This window comes from Modestobacter versicolor, from assembly GCF_014195485.1.
Classification (GTDB): domain Bacteria; phylum Actinomycetota; class Actinomycetes; order Mycobacteriales; family Geodermatophilaceae; genus Modestobacter; species Modestobacter versicolor.
The window spans coordinates 940,518-957,647 of record NZ_JACIBU010000001.1; the positions used below are offsets into that span (position 1 = coordinate 940,518).

Below are 17,130 nucleotides of genomic sequence, written 5' to 3' on the forward strand. Positions count from 1 at the left end.
CGCCGGCGCGCCCGGTGAGCGCGCCGGCGCGGACCGCGCGCCTCGGCGTGCTGGCGCTGGCGATGATCAACGTCGCGTCCATCGTGAGCGCCCGGAACCTGCCGGTCATGGCCGAGTACGGCTGGTCGATGCTCGTGCTGTTCGCACTCTCGATCGCGGTGTTCCTCGTCCCCGTCTCGATGGCTGCCGCCGAGCTCGGCACCGCGTTCCCGCGGGACGGCGGCGTCTACGCCTGGGTGAAGGAGGCGTTCGGCGGGCGCACCGGCTTCCTCGCCGTCTGGTGCGACTACGCGGAGAACGTCGCGTGGTTCCCCACCGTGCTCTCGTTCATCGCGGCGTCGCTGGCGTACGCGATCGACCCGGCGCTGGCCACGGACAAGACGTACCTGGTCGTCGTGATGCTCGTGTTCTTCTGGGGGACGACGGCGGCTGCCCTCCTCGGGGTGCGGACATCGTCGACGATCGGGGCGGTCGGCACGGTGGCCGGGTCGATCCTGCCGGCCCTGCTGGTCGTCGGCCTCGGCGCGGCCTTCCTGCTGCGCGGGGACGCCTCGCAGATCCCCTTCTCGGCCGGCGCCCTCGTGCCCGAGGTCCAGCTCGACGACCTGGCTTTCCTCGGCGGGGTGATCCTGTTGTTCACCGGCATGGAAATGGCCGGCTTCCACGCGCGGGACACCCGCGATCCGGGACGGACCGTGCCCCGGGCCATCGCGCTGGCCGTGGCGATCACCGTCACCTTCTCGGTGCTGGGCTCGCTGTTCATGGCCTTCGTGCTCCCGCAGCAGGAGATCAGCCTGGTCTCCGGGACGATGGAGCTGTTCTCCCGCGTGCTGGAGACCTTCTCCGCCGGCTGGCTGCTCGCGCCGCTGGCCCTGGTGGTCGCCATCGGCGGCATCGCGCACCTGACGCCGTGGATCCTCGGCCCGGCCACGGGCGTGGCGGTGGTGGCGCGGGAGGGGCTCGCTCCCTCGCGGCTGGGTCGGGTCAACCGCAACGACGTCCCGGTCGCCCTGCTCGTCGTCCAGGGCGTCGCTGGGTCGGTGTTCGCGCTGCTCTTCGTGGTCGTGCCGAGCGTGAGCACCTCCTACTGGATGCTGTCGGCGGTGACCGCGCAGGTGATCGTGGCGATGTACGCGCTGGTGTTCGCCTCCGTGATCCGCCTGCGCTACACCCGCCCGGAGGTGCTCAGGCCGTACCGGATCCCCGGCGGCCTGCCCGGGGTCTGGTTGGTCGGCGGGCTGGGACTGCTGGGCTGCGGAGTCTCCTTCTTCCTGGGCTTCGTCCCGCCGAGCCAGCTCGCCACCGGGGACACCGCCGGCTACGTGCTGCTGCTGGCGCTGGCCACCCTGGTGCTGTCCCTGCCGCCGTTCGTCTTCGCGTTCCTGACCCGCCGCCGGACCCGGGCGGACGCCGTGGTCCCCGCCCGCTGACGGGTCAGCCGGCGGCCGGCACCTCGGCCTGCCGGGCCGACAGCTCGGCCAGGGCCGCCGTGGCCGCTGCCATCACCACGACGAGCACCGCCACGAGCACCCATTCGGTCCCGCCGGCCTGCAGTCGCTCCCCGAGCACGGTGATCCCGAGCACCGTGGCGACGACCGGTTCCCCCACGGTGGCCGCCGGCAGCGACGCCTCCAGCGATCCCGCCTGGTACGCCGACTGCTGCAGGACGGTGCCCCCGAGCAGGCACGCGGCCAGGAGACAGGTGCTCCAGTGCGTGAGCACCGCCGCCGGACCGTCGGCGAGCAGGTCGACCACGCCCTTGGTGAGCGGTGCGGCGAGCCCGTACAGCAGACCCGCGGCCAGCGCCAGCAGCAGCGCCCGTGAGGTGCCGCGGGCGATCGCGGCGCCGAGCAGGCACGCCCCGCCCGCGAGGCCCAGCCCGATCCACGCCGGCACCCACGCGCGCCAGCCGGCGCTGTCCACCCCCGCGGTGGGATCGCCGGTGGCCACGAACGCGGCGAGCGCCAGCGCGAGCACCGCCGCCCAGACCCAGTCCGACCGGTGCAGCCGTCGCCCCGCCCACCGGGCGCCCAGCGGGAGGGCGAACAGCACGGTCGTCACCAGCAGCGGCTGCACGAGCAGCAGCGATCCAAGACCCAGCGCCGCGGCCTGCGCGACGTACCCCGCGACGTCGGCCAGCGTGCCGGTCCACCACGACGGCGAGCCCAGCAGCGACCGCATGAGCCGCAGCCCACGCGCGTGCTCGTCCGGCACCGCCGCTGCGGACCGCTGCTGAACCGCCGAAGCCAGCGCGAAGAGCGCGGCGGAGACCAGCGCGAGCGCGGCGGCGAGCCAGGCGGCCGTACCGGAGTCCACGGCGGAGGTCACCGCCCGGTCATCGGGTCGGTCCGAGCGGGTTCCTCCGCGGCGTGTGCGCCGGCTCGGCCCGACGGCGTTCCAGCGCGACCACCAGGGCCGGCAGCACGAGCACCGTCAGGACACCAGCGCCGACGAGGGCCGCGGCGTCGTCCGTGGTCATGGTGCCGCTGCGCACCGCGATCTCGGTGAGCGCGACGAGCACGGGCAGCGCGGTCGCGCTCACCAGAGCGGTCTGCCAGCGCTCGCGTCGCGCCAGCACGCCCCGGTAGAGCACCAGTACCGGCCCGCCCCGCACTGCGAGCATGAGGACCAGGAGGAGCGCCAGGAGCAACGGCGCCTCGGCGATCGCGTCGAGGTCCAGGCCCATTCCCGAGTAGGCGAAGAACAACGGGACGAAGAACCCGTAGCCCACGGCGTCCAGCTTCGACTCGAGCAGTGGTGCGGCCGCGCCCACCCACCGGCGCAGCACCAGGCCGGCGAGGAACGCCCCCAGCACCGCGTCCAGGTGGAAGCGGTCGGTGACCGCGACCAGCACGAGGAGGAGCAGCAGGGTGCCGCGCAGGGTGATCTGCGCCGTCTCGTTCCGCCCGGCCCGGACGACGTCGGCCAGCCGGCTGCCTTCCCGGATGCCGTGCCGCAGCAGGCCCAGTGCGACCGCCAGCACGGCGACGCCGCCGAGCGCTACCAGCGCGCTGAGGCGGCCCTGGCTGCCGAGGAACACCGCGATCACCAGGACCGGCAGCAGCTCACCGACCCCGCCTGTGGCCAGCAGGTGCCGCCCCAGCCGCCCGCGCAGCAGCCCGGCCTCCCGCAGGACCGGCAGCAGGGTCCCCAGCGCCGTGGTGGTGAGGCCGAGGGCAACCGGCAGGAACGCCTCGACCAGTCCGGCGGTGGTCAGGACGCCCACGACGCCGGTGGCCAGGCCGAACGAGATCGCCCAGGAGAGCAGTGCCCGCCGGCCGGCGTCCTCGCGGAACAGGCGCAGGTCGATCTCGTACCCGGCCAGCAGGAACACGAAGCCCAGCCCGACGTCGGCGAGCACCCGCACGTCCGCCGGCGACCCGAGCCCCAGGCCGTCGGGTCCGATCAGGGCGCCGCCGGCGAGGAGCAGGACCACCTGCGGGATCGGCAACCGGGGGAGGAGCCCCACCAGCAGAGCCGCGACCAGCGCGACTGCAGCCACCGCCGCGAGCGTGTCGATCGAGGTGACGTCGTCCACCGGCTCTCCCCTCGGCCCCGCGACCGGCGCAGCTGCGTGTCGCGGATCGTGGCGCGCGCCGGTCCAACCGCACTCCAAACGCCACGGCGGCACGGTGCGCTTGGAGTGCCGTTGGAGCCGCCCGGCGGAGCGTCCGCCTGGACCTGATCGGCGCACCACCGGACCTGGAGAGCGCGATGAGCACGGCGGCCCGGGACGACCACGGCGATCACGGGGCTGCCCGGCCGGTGCAGCGGCACCGGCGGCTCCGGCGGCGGGTGGTCGCGACCGTCGGGGCCACCGTCCTCGCGTTCGCCGGTGTCCTGGTCGTCCTGGAGGGGCCGCGGGTCCTCGGGGACGCCGCCGAGCGCCCGGGGCTCGACGCCTTCTACGAACAGCCGCCGGGTGCGACCGACGGCGCCCCGGGCACGCTGGTGCGCGACGAGGCGCTCGAGGGCACCCCGCCCGGGTCACGCGCGTGGCGGGTCATGTACCGGTCCACCGACCTGGACGGTCGGACCGTCGTGGTGACCGCAGCGGTGATCACGCCGCTCGGCCCCGCCCCGTCCGGAGGCCGCACGGTCCTGGTGTGGGGCCACCCCACGACCGGGACCGCCGCCTCCTGCGCCCCCTCCCGTGGGTTCGACCCGTTCATCGGCATCGAGGGGTTGCGGCTGATGCTGGACCGCGGGTACACCGTCGTCGCTCCGGACTACGTCGGGATGGGCACCGACGGGCCGGACTCCTACCTGGTCGGGGCCACCGCCGCCCACACCCTGCTGGACGCCGTCCGTGCGGCCCAGCACGTCGAGGGCGCCGAGGCCGGCAGTCGGGTTGTGCTCTGGGGACACTCGCAGGGCGGGCAGGCGGTCCTCCTGGCGGCCGAGGACCAGCCGGGGTACGCCCCCGAGCTGGACGTCGCCGCGGTGGCTGCCGCCGCCCCTGCGGCCGACCTGACCGCGCTGGTGCGCTCGCACCTGGACGACATCTCCGGGGTCACGATCGGTTCGTATGCCTTCCCGGCCTTCGCGCAGGCGTACGGGGGCAGCGTGCCCGGCGCCCGGCTCGAGGACGTCCTGACCTCCGCAGCCAGGCAGGCGCTTCCGGGGATGAACCGGCTCTGCCTGCTGTCGCACCTCGGCGAACTGCACCGCATCGGCGAACCGCTCGTCGGCGACTTCTTCTCCGTGGACCCCACCACGACCCAGCCGTGGGCCGCCCTGCTGCGTGAGAACTCGGCGGGTTCGCGCGTCATCTCCGCGCCGGTGTTCGTCGCGCAGGGGGCGGAGGACGAGCTGGTGCTGCCCGCCGACACGGACGCGTTCGTGCAGGCGGCCCGGCAGCGGGGGGACGACGTCCACCTCGAGCCCGTCGCGCACGCGTCGCACGCGACGATCGCCTACCTCTCGCTGCCGGCGCTCGGCCGGTGGCTCGACGAGCAGCACGTCTGACCGGCCCGCCGTGCCCACGTCCCAGCTGCACGTCCCGAGCCGAGAGGGTGCGCCATGACAGCCCCGGTGATCCGCGCACCGGCCCCCGCGCCCGGTGGCGACGAGGTGGTCGTGGTGCTCACCTCGGCCCTGCTGGCCGGCGGGCCGGCCGACCTCCGGTGGCTGCTGCAGGGCGTGCTGCTGAGCGGAGCGCGCCGGATCGTCGTCGACCTCGGGGAGGTCGACTCCGTTGCCGGCCGGGCGCTGGCGACCCTCCTCACGGCGCACCGCATCTGCCGCGCCCGGGGTGGGGGAGTGGTCCTGCGGGGCGCCGACCCGCGCACCCGGGACACGCTGCGCCGCACCGGCCTCTGGCGGGTGCTGCACGTGCAGTGCGGATCCGGCCCGGCGCAGGCGCGGTCCGGGACGTCAGCCGACGAGGCCGGGGAGCAGCGCCGGGCCGAGCTGCCGCTCGCCGTCGTGCCATGACCGGTCGAACTCGCCGGGCCCCAGGGCCCCACGGGCCTCCCGCATGAGGTCACGGGTGGCAGGGTTCATCGGCCACGTCAGCCCGGAGCGGCGCAACTCCCGCCGGGCGGCGGCGAACAGCCGGACGGCCTCGCGGTGCTGCCCGGCGGAGACCATGAGGCCGGCACGGACCTCGGCCCAGATCCCGACGTCCCGGGAACCGACCAGGAGCACCGCCTCGGCCACCCGGTCCCACCACCGGAGGGCGTCCCCGGGCGTGTCCGCCTGTGCCGTCGCGGCCGTCGCCGCGACCCAGGCCACGAGCGGGTTCCCCTCAGCGCGGGCCTGCTCGTGGACGTCCGCTGCCGCGGCCGACGGCGTCCCCGTGCGCTGCGGAGCGGCGGTGAGCAGAGCCAGGGCGTCGGCCAGCAGCCGGACCTCGCGGTCGCCGGTGGTGTCCGCGATGCCTGCCACCGCGACCACGAGCCGGGCGGCCTGGTCGTCGGCCTGCCGGGTGTGGGCGGCGAGAGCGCACGTGGCCATGAGCTCGGCCAGGTCCACGAGGCGGTCGGTCGACGCGGCACCGATCGGCGCCAGGGCGGCGTCGAGGTGCGGTAGGGAGAGGTCGGAGCGCCCGCGGAGGAGCTCGTGCCCGAGCAGGGTGAGGTGAGCGCTCGCGGTGTCGGCGGGGTCCAGGCCGGGCAGCTCCAGGGCGAGTCGCAGCCAGCGCCCCGCCTCGACGGTGCGCTCGCGGTAGTACCAGAACATCGACAGGTGGGAGAGCAGCCGTCCAGCGGTCGGGTCCGGTGCCTCGACGAGGAGGTGCTGCAAGGTGGCGCGCACCGTGGCATAGGCGTCGGCCACGGCGTCGTACCAGTCGCCGCCGGCTGCGCTCAGGCGCGGGCGGCCGGCGAGCAGCGAGGCGACCCAGGTGTCCCGGCGGCGCACGGCGGCCGCGGTCTCGTCGTGCGCGGCCAGGCTGTGGGCGGCGTGGCCGCGAACGGTGGCCAGCTGGCTGAAGAGGGACGGTCCGGGCGCGCGGCCGAGCCGGACGGGGTGCAGCAGGGACCGGTGCGTCAGCAGGGCGAGCAGCTCGGGCACATCGGCGGCCTCCACCGGGTCGGCCGCGGCCACCGCGGTCGCCGCCGAGCGGGTGATCGGTCCGGGGAGCACGGACAGTCGACGGTGCACCGCCTGCTCCTGCGGGCTGAGCAGCCGGTGGCTCCACTCGATCGCCGCCCGCACGCTCTGCCGGTGGTCTGCCCCGGCCCGACCGAGCCGGCGCAGGCCGCTGGCGTCTGCCGACACCTGGTCCGCGATCTCCGTGAGGGTCGCCGAGCGGACCCGCGCGGCCGCCAGCTCCAGGGCGAGGGGAACCCCGTCGAGCGCCTCGCAGATCCGCTCGGCGACGACCACCACGTCGTCGTCGACGGTCAGAGTCGGATCGGCGGACCCCAGCCGTGCCAGGAACAGCTCCAGCGCCGGCGACCGGCCGGGCCCCTCCTCCGGATCCGCGGCGAGAGGGTCCGCTGACGCGGTGAGGGGCAGGGGTCCCAGTGGCCACACCACCTCGCCGGGCACGGCGACGGGCTCACGGCTGGTCACCAGGAGAACGCACTGCCCCGCACCGGCCTGCACCTCGCCGACGACCTCGGCGACGGCGTCGAGCAGGTGCTCGGCGTTGTCGAGGACGACGAGCATGCGCCGGTCGCGGAGGTGGTCACGGAGTGCGTCGCCCGCGCTCCCGCTCACCGGGGCGGCGAGGCCGAGCGTGGTGGTGAGGACGTCGACCACGAGCTCGGGGCGGTCCACGGCGGTGAGGTCGACGAACCAGGCCCCGTCGGGGAAGGCCTCGACGACCGCCGCCGCCACCTCGACAGCCAGGCGGGTCTTCCCGCAACCGGCGGCTCCGGTGACGGTGACGAGGCGTCGCGTCCGGACGAGATCGGTGAGGGCCTGCAGGTCGGTGGCGCGCCCGATCAGCGGTTCGGCGCGGGCCGGGAGGTGTGCGGCCGGAACGGTGGCAGACCGGCTCGGCCGCACGGTCACCGGTGGGGGAGCGGGCGCCAGTGCCGGGTCCTGGGCGAGCACCCGCCGGTGCACTTCCCGCAGCTCCGTCCCGGGTTCGGTGCCCAGCTCGTCGAGCAGCCTCGTGCGGGCCCGCTGGTAGGCCTGCAGGGCCTCTTCCGCGCGGCCGGTGCGGTACAGGCCGATCATCCGCTGGGCCCAGAGCCGCTCGCGGTAGGGCGTCTCCTCGATCAGCCGGGCGACGTCACTGAGGGCGCGGTCGGTGGCCCCCGTGCCGAGCAGAGCGTCGATCCGGCGTTCCCGGAGCTCGGCGGCGATCTCCTCCAGGCGCACCAGGAACGGGACGATCCACTCCTGCGCGGCGATCTGCTCGTATGGGGTGCCGCGCCACAGCGCCAGTGCCTCGTCGCACCGGGCCAGCACGTCGGCCGGCTCGCCGTCGGTGGCCAGCGCGCGCGTCTCGTCGGCGAGGTGCTCGAACCGGGCGCTGTCGACCTGGTCGGCTCGCGCCAGCAGGCGGTATCCACCGCTGTCGTTGACCAGGACGCCCGGCGCCTCGCCGCGGCCGCGACCGGGCTCGAGCAGCCGACGCAGGCGCCACACGTGCGACTCGAGGGTCCCCTCGGCCTTGGCGGGGGGCCGACCGGCCCACACCACCTCGAGGAGCGTGCTCACCGCGACCCGCCGGTTCGCGTGCACGACCAGTGCGGCGAGGAGTGCCGAGGGCTTGAGCCCCGGCGGCGGGTGCTCGGCCCCGTCCAGCTCCACGACGAGCGGGCCGAGGTCGCGGAACTGCACGCGCGGACCGTACAGGGGGCGGCGACCGCCCGACCAGCACGATCACCTGATCGGCGTGCGCTGCCAGCGCTCCAGCGCTGCCAGCGCTCCCAGCGCTTCCAGGGCTCTTGGAGCGGCGTCGGCAGGCTGGTCGCCACTGCCGGTGACGACCGCGGACGACGAGGAGGGGAGCCGTTGACGACCTTGGTGGTGTGGACGTTCCCCGACGTGGCTGCGGCCGGGCGCGCCGAGCGGCTGCTGGTCCCCGTGTCGGCGAGGCAGGACATGGCGGTCCACGACGGCGCGGTCCTGACCTGGCCGGCCTCCGCGCGACGGCCACGGACCCGCGGGCTGCACAGCATCGCCCTCGACGACGCGGTGGGTGGCGACTTCTGGGCCGTGCTCTTCGCCGTGGTCTTCCTCCTGCCGATCCTGCCCGGTCCGGACGACGCCCCGAACGACGCCGGAGTGAGCGTGCTCGCCGGGGTCGGGATACCGGATGCCTTCACCGCGGAGCTGCGCCGGGTCGCCGGTCCCGGTACCTCGGCGCTCGCCGTCCTCACGGGGACCCCCCTGCCGGCGGCCGAGACCGCGTTGGCCGCGTTGCGGCCGCGCCGCACGTCGACCGTGTTCAGCGCGGCGGGTCTGCGCACCTTGCGCGACGTCTTCGCCGGGTGACCCGCGCCACTCGGTGGCGCGCGCGGGGCCCGCGCGCCCGCGCTCGATGTTGGAGCCCGGTTGGAGTGCACGCCGGGATCGTCGCCGGCCATGAAGCCACTCTCGCTCGTCCTCGGGTTCTTCCCCTGGATCGTGTTCACCTTCGCGGCCAACCGGATCGCGGCCGACGCAGTGGCCTGGAGCGCCCTCCTCGCCGTCGCGATCACCGCCGTCGCGCTGGCCCTCGGGGTGCGCAGGCGTGCGCCGGTGACCCTGGACCTTGCCTCCCTCGCGCTGTTCGGCGGGATGGCGGTCGCCGGCTTCGCCGGTGGCGCGGGCATGGACGACTGGCTCTTCCGGTGGGGACGGCCACTGGTCGGTGTGGTCCTCGGCCTGTACGTCCTGGCTGCCGCCGGCGTCCGGCCTTTCACCGAGGAGTACGCGCGGCAGTCCACCCCGCGCGAGCACTGGGGGTCACCGGCCTTCCGGTCCATCAACCGGGTCCTCAGCGCGGCCTGGGGTGCGGGGCTCGTCGTCATCGGCCTGGCGGGGGTCCTCGTGACGCTCATCGACGAGCACGCGACCGGCCGCTCCTCAGGCCACCTCGCCGAGCTGGCGCTGAACTGGGCCGTGCCCATCGCGGTCATCTGGGGGCTGATCGCGCTCACCGGCTCCTATCCCGACCGGGTGATGTCCCGACTGCAGCCGGAAGCCGCTGCCGGGCGGCGCAGCCCCAGCCACGCCTGATCCCCGGCCGGGCACACCGCGGGTGGACCGGCCGTGGGAGCACTCCCGCGGACGTGGGGCTCCGGGGGCGCTCCTCCGCGTCACGCCCGCCGTCGTTGGAGCCGGCGTGGGAATCGCTTCAGCACAGTGCGTCGGTCCGCCGGAGACGCTGCTCGGCGATCCGGGACCGGGACCACGGAAGGAGAGCGACGTGCACGCCAGCACCGAGAACGGAGCCGATCCGGCGGCGCCGCCGTACACCGTGGGGGACCACCTCGTCGACCGGCTGGCCGGATTGGGCGTCGACCGCGTCTTCGGGGTGCCAGGGGACTACAGCCTCCGGCTGCTGGACCACGTCGCCGCCCACCCGACGGTGCGCTGGACCGGCTGCGCGACCGAGCTCGGCGCCGGCTACGCGGCCGACGGGTACGGCCGGCTGCGCGGGATGGCGGCCCTGTTCACCACCTTCGGCGTCGGTGAGCTCAGCGCGGTCAACGCCGTCGCCGGCAGCTACGCCGAGCACGTGCCCGTGGTGCACGTGGTGGGCGCGCCCGCACTGGCCAGGCAGGCCGAGCACCGGGCGCTGCACCACACGCTCGGCGACGGGTCGTTCGAGCACTTCGCGGCCATGCACGCCGACATCACCTGCGCCCGCGCCGTCCTCGCCCCGGGCACCGCCGTCGCGGAGATCGACCGGGTGCTCATGGAGGTCAGGGACCGCCGGCTGCCCGGCTACCTGCTCGTGCCGGCGGACGTCGCCGAGCTGCCCGCCGAGCGCGCGGCGGCCCCGCTGCCCCCGCGCGCGGACGGCACCGATCCCGAGGTGCTCGAGGCGTTCGCCACCGCCGCCGGCCGGTTGCTCGCCGCCGCGGGCTCCACCGACCGGGTCACGGTCCTCGCCGGTCTCCTGGCGCACCGCTTCGGTGCGCAGGACGACCTGACCGCGCTGCTCGCGGCGGGACCGCTGCCGCACGCCACCACCCCGTGGGCCAAGAGCCTGCTGGACGAGACCGCGCCGGGGTTCTCCGGCACCTACGCCGGCGCGGCCGGCAGCACGGAGCGGACCCGGGAAGTCGTGGAGGACGCCTCGGTCCTGGTGCTGGCCGGCGTGCAGTTCACCGACCTCAACAGCGGGTTGTTCAGCCAGGTCGTCACGAGGGCCCGGACGATCGAGCTCAACGCCGGGTCGGCCGCCGTCGGGGCCGCCGTCTTCACGCCCCTGGAGCTGCCTGCCGCCCTCGGCGCCCTCCGGCCGCTGGTCGCGGCACTGCGCCCCGGCGCGCTGCCCGCCGCTCTCGAGGCGGACGACGGGACCGACGACGGGACGGACGACGAGGACCACGCCCCGCTGAGCCAGGCGGCGCTGTGGCGCGCGACCGCCGCCGCCCTCCGTCCCGGGGACGTCGTGCTCGCCGACCAGGGCACCTCCTTCTACGGCATGGCACCGCACCGGCTGCCCGCCGGCGTCACCTTCATCGGCCAGCCGCTCTGGGCCTCCATCGGCTACACGCTGCCGGCGCTGCTCGGCGCCGGCACAGCCGCGCCCGGCCGTCGTGGCGTCCTGCTCATCGGGGACGGCGCCGCCCAGATGACCGTGCAGGAGCTCTCCACGGTGCTGCGGGAGGAGCTGCCGGCGCTGGTGGTCGTGGTGGACAACGACGGCTACACCGTCGAGCGGGCCATCCACGGCCCGGACCAGCCGTACAACGACGTCCCCCGCTGGGACTGGACCGCACTCCCGGCCGTCTTCTGCCCGGGTGGGCGCGTCCGCGCGGTGCGGGCGAGCACCGTCGGCGCGCTGCGACGGGCCTACGCCGAGGCCGCTGCCGATCCCGGCGGTCTCACCCTCGTCCAGGCCGTCGTCCCTCGCGACGACGTGCCGGCACTGCTCGCCACCCTCACCCGAGCGCTGGGCCGTGGCACCGCCGGCGGCGACCGGTGAGGCCGTCGCCGGTCGAGACCGCAGCCCCCGGGACCCCGGCGAGGGCGTGGCGGCGACGGCGTGCCGGGACAGGCGCCACGGGCCCATCCGGCCCAGGAGACGCGAGCGCCCCGGGCCCCCGACGAGGGGAGGAACCGGGGCGGTGCTGTGTCCGAGGGGGGACTTGAACCCCCACGCCCGATAAAGGGCACTAGCACCTCAAGCTAGCGCGTCTGCCATTCCGCCACCCGGACGAGGTGGACGCCCTCCGCGGAGGGACCGTGGAAGAGCATAACCGAGCCTCCCGGCGGCCCGGGACAGGGGCCGGTGGCAGGATCGTCGGCATGTCGGAGACCAGCCCCACGCCGCTCGCAGGTGCCCAGTCCGAGGTGGCTGAGCTGCTGTCGGACCTGATCCGGATCGACACCACCAACACCGGCGACTCGGCGACGAGCGCGGGGGAGCGGGTAGCGGCGGAGTGGGTCGCCGGCAAGCTCGACGAGGTCGGCATCAGCAGCGTCATCCACGAGTCCGAGCCCGGCCGGGCCAGCCTGGTCGCCCGGATCGAGGGCGCGAACCGAGACCGCCCGGCGCTGCTCGTGCACGGCCACCTGGACGTCGTCCCGGCCGACCCGAGCGAGTGGAGCGTGCACCCGTTCAGCGGCGAGGAGCGCGACGGCTACGTCTGGGGCCGCGGCGCGGTCGACATGAAGGACATGGACGCGATGACCCTGGCGCTGGTGCGCGACTGGGCCCGCAGCGGCGTCAAGCCCGACCGCGACATCGTGCTGGCCTTCGTCGCCGACGAGGAGGCCGGCGGCCGCAAGGGCGCCCACTACCTGGTCGACCACCACGCCGAGCTGTTCGAGGGCTGCACCGAGGCGATCAGCGAGGTCGGCGGGTTCAGCATCACCGTCCGCGACGACCTGCGCCTCTACCTCGTGCAGACGGCCGAGAAGGGCCTGGCGTGGATGAAGCTCACCGCCGCGGGCCGCCCGGGCCACGGCTCCTTCGTGCACGACGACAACGCCGTCACCCGGCTGGCCCAGGCCGTCTCCCGGATCGGCTCGACCCGGCTGCCCACCGTGCTCACCCCGCCGATGCGCCAGTTCCTCACCGAGGTCGGCGACGCCTACGGCATCGAGATCGACCCCGACGAGCCCGACGAGGCGCTGGCGAAGCTGGGCAGCATCAGCCGGATGATCGGCGCGGCGCTGCGCAACACCGCCAACCCCACGATGCTCGACGCCGGCTACAAGACCAACGTCATCCCCGGCACGGCCAGCGCCACCATCGACGGCCGTTTCCTCTACGGCCAGGAGGCCGAGTTCGAGAAGCAGCTCGACGAGCTGGTGGGCGAGGGCGTCACCCGCGAGTGGATCACCTACGACCAGGCGGTCGAGACGACGTTCGACGGGCCGACCGTCGACCTGATGGTCGAGGCGCTGAAGGCCGAGGACGCCGGGGCCCGCGCCGTCCCGTTCACCATGAGCGGCGGCACCGACGCCAAGAGCTTCGAGACCCTCGGCATGCGCTGCTTCGGCTTCTCCCCGCTCAAGCTGCCGGCCGACCTGGACTTCGCCTCGCTGTTCCACGGCATCGACGAGCGGATCGCCGTCGACTCGCTGCACTTCGGCATCCGGGTGCTGGACCGGTTCCTCCGCAAGGCGTGACCGGAGCGGGGCGTGATCTGATCGGGGCGTGACCCCGAGCCCGGGCAGCGTTGCCCTGATCACCGGAGGGACCGGCGGTTTCGGCCGCGCCCTCGCCACCCTGCTCCGCCGGCAGGAGGTGACCGTCGTCCTCGCCGACCTGGACACCCCCGCCAACCGCGAGGTCGCCGCGGCCCTGGGGGCCTCCTTCGCCGCCCTCGACGTCACCGACCGGGCGGCCAACGCCGCCGTCGTGGCGCAGGTCGAGGCCGAGCACGGCCGGCTGGACGCCGCGTTCCTCAACGCCGGGATCGCCGGGAAGAGCCGCGACGCCCTGGACGTCGACGAGTTCCTCAAGGTGGTGGACGTCGACCTGTTCGGCGTCGTCTACGGCACCGAGGCCGCGTTGCCGGCGCTGCGCCGGGCCGGTGGGGGCTCGATCGTGGTGACCGCGTCGCTGGCGGGGCTGGCCCCGGTCGCCACCGACCCCGGCTACAGCGTGGCCAAGGGCGGGGCGATCGCCTTCGTCCGGTCGCTCGCGCCGCGGCTGGTCGGCGACCGGATCACGATGAGCGCCATCTGCCCCGGCTTCGCCGACACCGCGATCATCGACCCGCTGCGCGACGAGTTCGCCGCCGCCGACTTCCCGGTGCTGTCCGCCGAGGAGGTGGCCGAGGCGATGCTCGCGGCGTGGGGCGGCGCCGAGCCGGGCGCGGCCTACGTCGTCCAGCCCGGCGTCGGGGCCGTCCCCTACAAGTTCAAGGGCGTCCCGGCAGCGCGGACGGCGAGCGGCGAGACCGCCGTCGTCCCGCAGGCGCTGATGCCGCCGTCGCCGGCCTGAGCCTCAGAGCTCCAGCGAGCCGGTGTGCACGATGCCCTCGGCGAGCGCGAGCATCTTCCGGTTGGTGCGCTGGCTCGCCTCGGTGAGCCACAGGTGGGCCTGCTGCTCGGTGCGGCCGGTGCGGGCCATGACGATGCCGATGGCCATCGCGATGACCCGGTTGGTGACCAGGGCCCGCTCGAGGTTCGCCGTCCGCTCCATGGCCTTCGCGCCGGCGGCCAGTGCCGAGTCGAGGGCGGCGGCGTCGCGCTCGCGGGCCGCCGCGACGGTGACCAGGTCGGCGGCCAGCCCCAGCACGAACAGCTCCGACTGCTCGAAGGCAGCGCGGGTGCGGCTGCCCAGCGAGAGCGTGCCCAGCACGTTCCCGCGGGAACCGAGCGGGAAGCTGGCGTAGGCGGTGACGCCCAGCTCCCGAGCCAGGGACAGGCGCTCGTCGGGGTCGGTGTCCACCCGGGCGTGCGCCTCCGGCTGGGCGCGCTCGGCGACCCGGCCGCAGACCGCCTCGCCGACGGGCAGCTCGCGCAGCGTCCCCAGGTAGGGCGCCGGCACCCCGGGCGCGCTGTGCAGGCGCAGCGCCGGGCTGCTCGGCGGCAGCTCGTAGTGGATGGCCAGGTCGACGCCGAACGGCCGGCTCAGGTCGGCGGCGATCTCCTCCACCAGGCTGGTCGAGCGGGCGCCGCGGGCGAGGTCGGTGCCGAGCCGGCGGATGGTGTCCAGTGCCGGGAGACCGGCGGGCGAGCTCACGAGGGGTGTCCTCCGGTCCGAGCGGGGACGCCGTCCAGTCGACGTCGAACGTGCACGATGGAACCCGTCCCGGGCGAGCACGTTTCCCGCCACCCGGGTGACCCGCGTCACCGTACTTCTGGCACTGTCCCAGCCATGCGTGCATGGCGAGTCCACTCCCTCGGCGACCCGGCCGAGGTCATGTCCCTCGACGAGGTCGACCAGCCGACGCCGGGCGACGGCCAGCTGCTGGTGCGGGTGCTGGCGGCCGGGCTGAACTTCCCCGACGTGCTGATGACCATGGGCCAGTACCAGGAGAAGCCGCCGCTGCCGTTCACCCCCGGCGTCGAGCTGTGCGGCGAGGTGGTCGGCACCGGGCAGCGGGTGCTCGGCTCGCCGTCCGGCGGCCCCGGCGCCTTCGCCGAGTACGCGCTGGTGGACGCGGCCGCCGCCTGGCCGGTGCCCGACGGGATGTCCGACGAGCAGGCGGCGTCGCTGTACCTGACCTACCAGACCGGCTATGTGGGGCTGCACCGTCGCGCCGCGCTGCAGGCGGGGGAGTGGCTGCTGGTGCACGCCGGCGCGGGCGGCGTCGGGACGGCGGCGATCCAGCTCGGCAAGGCCGCCGGCGCGAAGGTCATCGCGACCGCCGGCGGCGAGCGCAAGACCGAGGTGTGCCGCCAGCTCGGCGCCGACCACGTCATCGACTACACGGCGGAGGACTTCGTGCCCCTGGTCAAGGAGATCACCGGCGGGCACGGGGCCGACGTCGTCTACGACCCGGTCGGCGGGGCGGTGTTCGACGGGTCACGCAGGTGCATCGCCTTCGAGGGGCGGATCGTCGTGGTCGGCTTCACCAGCGGCACCATCCCGCAGGCGCCGGTCAACCACGCGCTGGTGAAGAACTACAGCATCGTCGGGCTGCACTGGGGGCTGTACCGCAAGCACGAGCCGTCGCTGATCGGCGAGGTGCACGCCGAGCTCTGCCGGCTGTTCGAGGCCGGCGCGATCGCCCCGCTGATCGGGTCGTCGCTGCCGCTGGCCGAGCTGCCGCAGGCGATGGCGGCGATCGCCGACCGCAGCACCGTCGGCAAGGTCGTGCTCACGCCCTGAGGAAGGCCGCGCGGTCGCGCAGTCGTCGGGGTGTCCGGGGCTCAGGTCACCCCGGGGACTGCGCACCGGCGCCGGCCTGTGGACGACGCCCGCGCGGGCAGCCCGCCGTCCGGCACGGTGCTCGGGTGCCACCGACCGCCGCCGCGCCCGCACAGCTCCGCGGCCGGGTCTTCCGCGGTTCGGCCGCCGTGCGGGCCGGCCTCCTGACGCCTGACCAGCTGCGCAGCTCGCCCTGGCGGCGGCTGTACCGCGACGTCTACGTCCCGAGCGACGTCCCGGTCGACCACCTGGTCCGCACCCGGGCCGCCGTGCTCCTGCTCCCGGGTGCGGTGGTGACCGGCCGGAGCGCAGCGGTGCTGTGGGGCGTGCCGCTGGCCGGGGACGACGACCCGGTCGAGCTCTCGCTGCCCAGCGGCGCCCGCCAGGTGCGGGTCGCCGGCGTCCGGGTGCGCCGTCGGGACCTGGCTCCCCCCGAGGTGACGAGGCGGGCGCGGCTGGCCGTCACCACCCCGGAGGCGACCGCCGTCGACCTGGCCGCGTCGCTGCCGGACGACGAGGGCGTCGTGGCCGTGGACATGGTGGTGGGCTCGGGCACCGCGGACCTGACCCGGGTGCGTGCGGTCGCGGCCGGCCGCACCGGTCCCGGGTCCCGTCGGGCGCGGACCGTCTGCGCGCTGGCCGACGGTCTGGCCGGGTCACCGCAGGAGACGAGGCTCCGCATGGTGCTGGTCCGCAGCCCGCCGCCGGCGCCGGTGGCCCAGTTCGGGGTGCTCGTCGACGGCAGGTTCGTGGCCCGGGTCGACTTCGGCTGGCCGGCCCGCCGGGTGGCGCTGGAGTACGACGGCCTCTGGCACGCCGAGCCGGGGCAGTTCCGGCGGGACCGGGAGCGGCTGAACCGGCTCACCGCGGCGGGCTGGCGGGTGGTGTTCGCGACCGCGGCCGACCTGCGCGACCCGACCGCGCTGCTCGCGCGGCTGGCCGTGGAGCTGGCCCGGTGAGTGCGCAGTCGTCGGGGTGTCCGGGGCTCAGGTCACCCCGGGGAGTGCGCAGACTCAGACCATCGGGCGGGGGAGGTACGACAGCCGCATCCGGCGCCGCATGATCACCTTGCGGGTGCCGTCGGCGTGCAGCTGGAGCCGGGCGAGCTCCCAGCCGCCGGTGTCGGACTGCATGCTCATCAGCTGCGCGGCCGCCGAGCGCGAGGTGCCCGCGGGGATGCGCAGCGGGGCGTACTCGTACTCGCCGGGTGCTGACACGCGCTCGATTGTGCCCGCCGG

General features: G+C 75.1%; 15 protein-coding genes and 1 tRNA gene. 10 read left to right on the plus strand and 6 right to left on the minus strand.

Annotated features, from left to right (window positions below; translation table 11 throughout):
- Positions 1-14: 14 nt before the first annotated feature.
- On the plus strand, positions 15-1,430 hold the full coding sequence (locus FHX36_RS04540; protein ID WP_146251504.1) for an amino acid permease: 1,416 nt from the start codon (positions 15-17) through the stop codon (positions 1,428-1,430).
- Positions 1,431-1,434: 4 nt separating this feature from the next.
- Here FHX36_RS04540 and FHX36_RS04545 read toward each other — a convergent pair whose 3' ends face one another.
- A complete protein-coding gene (locus FHX36_RS04545; protein WP_220035804.1) occupies positions 1,435-2,328 on the minus strand; it encodes a DMT family transporter in 894 nt (297 codons plus the stop codon).
- 7 nt (positions 2,329-2,335) lie between these two features.
- On the minus strand, positions 2,336-3,538 hold the full coding sequence (locus tag FHX36_RS04550; protein ID WP_110550715.1) for a cation:proton antiporter: 1,203 nt from the start codon (positions 3,536-3,538) through the stop codon (positions 2,336-2,338).
- A gap of 176 nt (positions 3,539-3,714) precedes the next feature.
- Between FHX36_RS04550 and FHX36_RS04555 the strand changes: the two genes are divergently transcribed.
- Entirely contained in the window at positions 3,715-4,968 is a 1,254-nt protein-coding gene (locus tag FHX36_RS04555; RefSeq protein ID WP_110550714.1) for an alpha/beta fold hydrolase, read from the plus strand.
- A 54-nt stretch (positions 4,969-5,022) separates the two neighbouring features.
- Entirely contained in the window at positions 5,023-5,436 is a 414-nt protein-coding gene (locus tag FHX36_RS04560) for an STAS domain-containing protein (protein ID WP_110550713.1), read from the plus strand.
- Here FHX36_RS04560 and FHX36_RS04565 read toward each other — a convergent pair.
- Positions 5,377-8,241, minus strand: a complete 2,865-nt coding sequence (locus tag FHX36_RS04565) for an AfsR/SARP family transcriptional regulator (protein ID WP_110550712.1) — start codon at positions 8,239-8,241, stop codon at positions 5,377-5,379. The genes FHX36_RS04560 and FHX36_RS04565 overlap by 60 nt on opposite strands.
- Before the next feature lie 174 nt (positions 8,242-8,415).
- Between FHX36_RS04565 and FHX36_RS04570 the strand changes: the two genes are divergently transcribed.
- The 3 genes from FHX36_RS04570 (at position 8,416) to FHX36_RS04580 (ending at position 11,545) form a co-directional block, all read left to right on the plus strand.
- Positions 8,416-8,898: a DUF1269 domain-containing protein gene (locus FHX36_RS04570; RefSeq protein ID WP_146251503.1), complete on the plus strand. Its 483-nt coding sequence runs from the start codon at positions 8,416-8,418 to the stop codon at positions 8,896-8,898.
- A gap of 90 nt (positions 8,899-8,988) precedes the next feature.
- On the plus strand, positions 8,989-9,624 hold the full coding sequence (locus FHX36_RS04575; protein ID WP_110550710.1) for a hypothetical protein: 636 nt from the start codon (positions 8,989-8,991) through the stop codon (positions 9,622-9,624).
- 190 nt (positions 9,625-9,814) lie between these two features.
- The gene (locus FHX36_RS04580; RefSeq protein WP_110550709.1) at positions 9,815-11,545 is read left to right on the plus strand and encodes an alpha-keto acid decarboxylase family protein; all 1,731 of its coding nucleotides are present in this window, start codon (positions 9,815-9,817) and stop codon (positions 11,543-11,545) included.
- Positions 11,546-11,693: 148 nt separating this feature from the next.
- On the opposite strand, the gene FHX36_RS04585 is transcribed toward FHX36_RS04580, so the two are convergent.
- Positions 11,694-11,778: transfer RNA gene (locus FHX36_RS04585), tRNA-Leu, on the minus strand.
- Positions 11,779-11,868: 90 nt separating this feature from the next.
- Between FHX36_RS04585 and FHX36_RS04590 the strand changes: the two genes are divergently transcribed.
- Complete coding sequence (locus FHX36_RS04590) at positions 11,869-13,197, plus strand: M20/M25/M40 family metallo-hydrolase (RefSeq protein ID WP_110550708.1); 1,329 nt, start codon at positions 11,869-11,871, stop codon at positions 13,195-13,197.
- A 28-nt stretch (positions 13,198-13,225) separates the two neighbouring features.
- Positions 13,226-14,017: an SDR family oxidoreductase gene (locus tag FHX36_RS04595; RefSeq protein WP_110550707.1), complete on the plus strand. Its 792-nt coding sequence runs from the start codon at positions 13,226-13,228 to the stop codon at positions 14,015-14,017.
- Positions 14,018-14,020: 3 nt separating this feature from the next.
- On the opposite strand, the gene FHX36_RS04600 is transcribed toward FHX36_RS04595, so the two are convergent.
- Entirely contained in the window at positions 14,021-14,761 is a 741-nt protein-coding gene (locus FHX36_RS04600; protein ID WP_181428614.1) for a GAF and ANTAR domain-containing protein, read from the minus strand.
- Between the two features lie 135 nt (positions 14,762-14,896).
- Here FHX36_RS04600 and FHX36_RS04605 point away from each other — a divergent pair, with 135 nt between their 5' ends.
- A complete protein-coding gene (locus tag FHX36_RS04605; protein WP_110550706.1) occupies positions 14,897-15,853 on the plus strand; it encodes an NADPH:quinone oxidoreductase family protein in 957 nt (318 codons plus the stop codon).
- 125 nt (positions 15,854-15,978) lie between these two features.
- The gene (locus tag FHX36_RS04610) at positions 15,979-16,851 is read left to right on the plus strand and encodes an endonuclease domain-containing protein (protein ID WP_110550705.1); all 873 of its coding nucleotides are present in this window, start codon (positions 15,979-15,981) and stop codon (positions 16,849-16,851) included.
- Positions 16,852-16,905: 54 nt separating this feature from the next.
- Here the strand turns inward: FHX36_RS04610 and FHX36_RS04615 are convergent, their stop codons facing one another.
- On the minus strand, positions 16,906-17,109 hold the full coding sequence (locus tag FHX36_RS04615) for a DUF5703 family protein (RefSeq protein ID WP_014740592.1): 204 nt from the start codon (positions 17,107-17,109) through the stop codon (positions 16,906-16,908).
- Positions 17,110-17,130 lie beyond the last annotated feature (21 nt).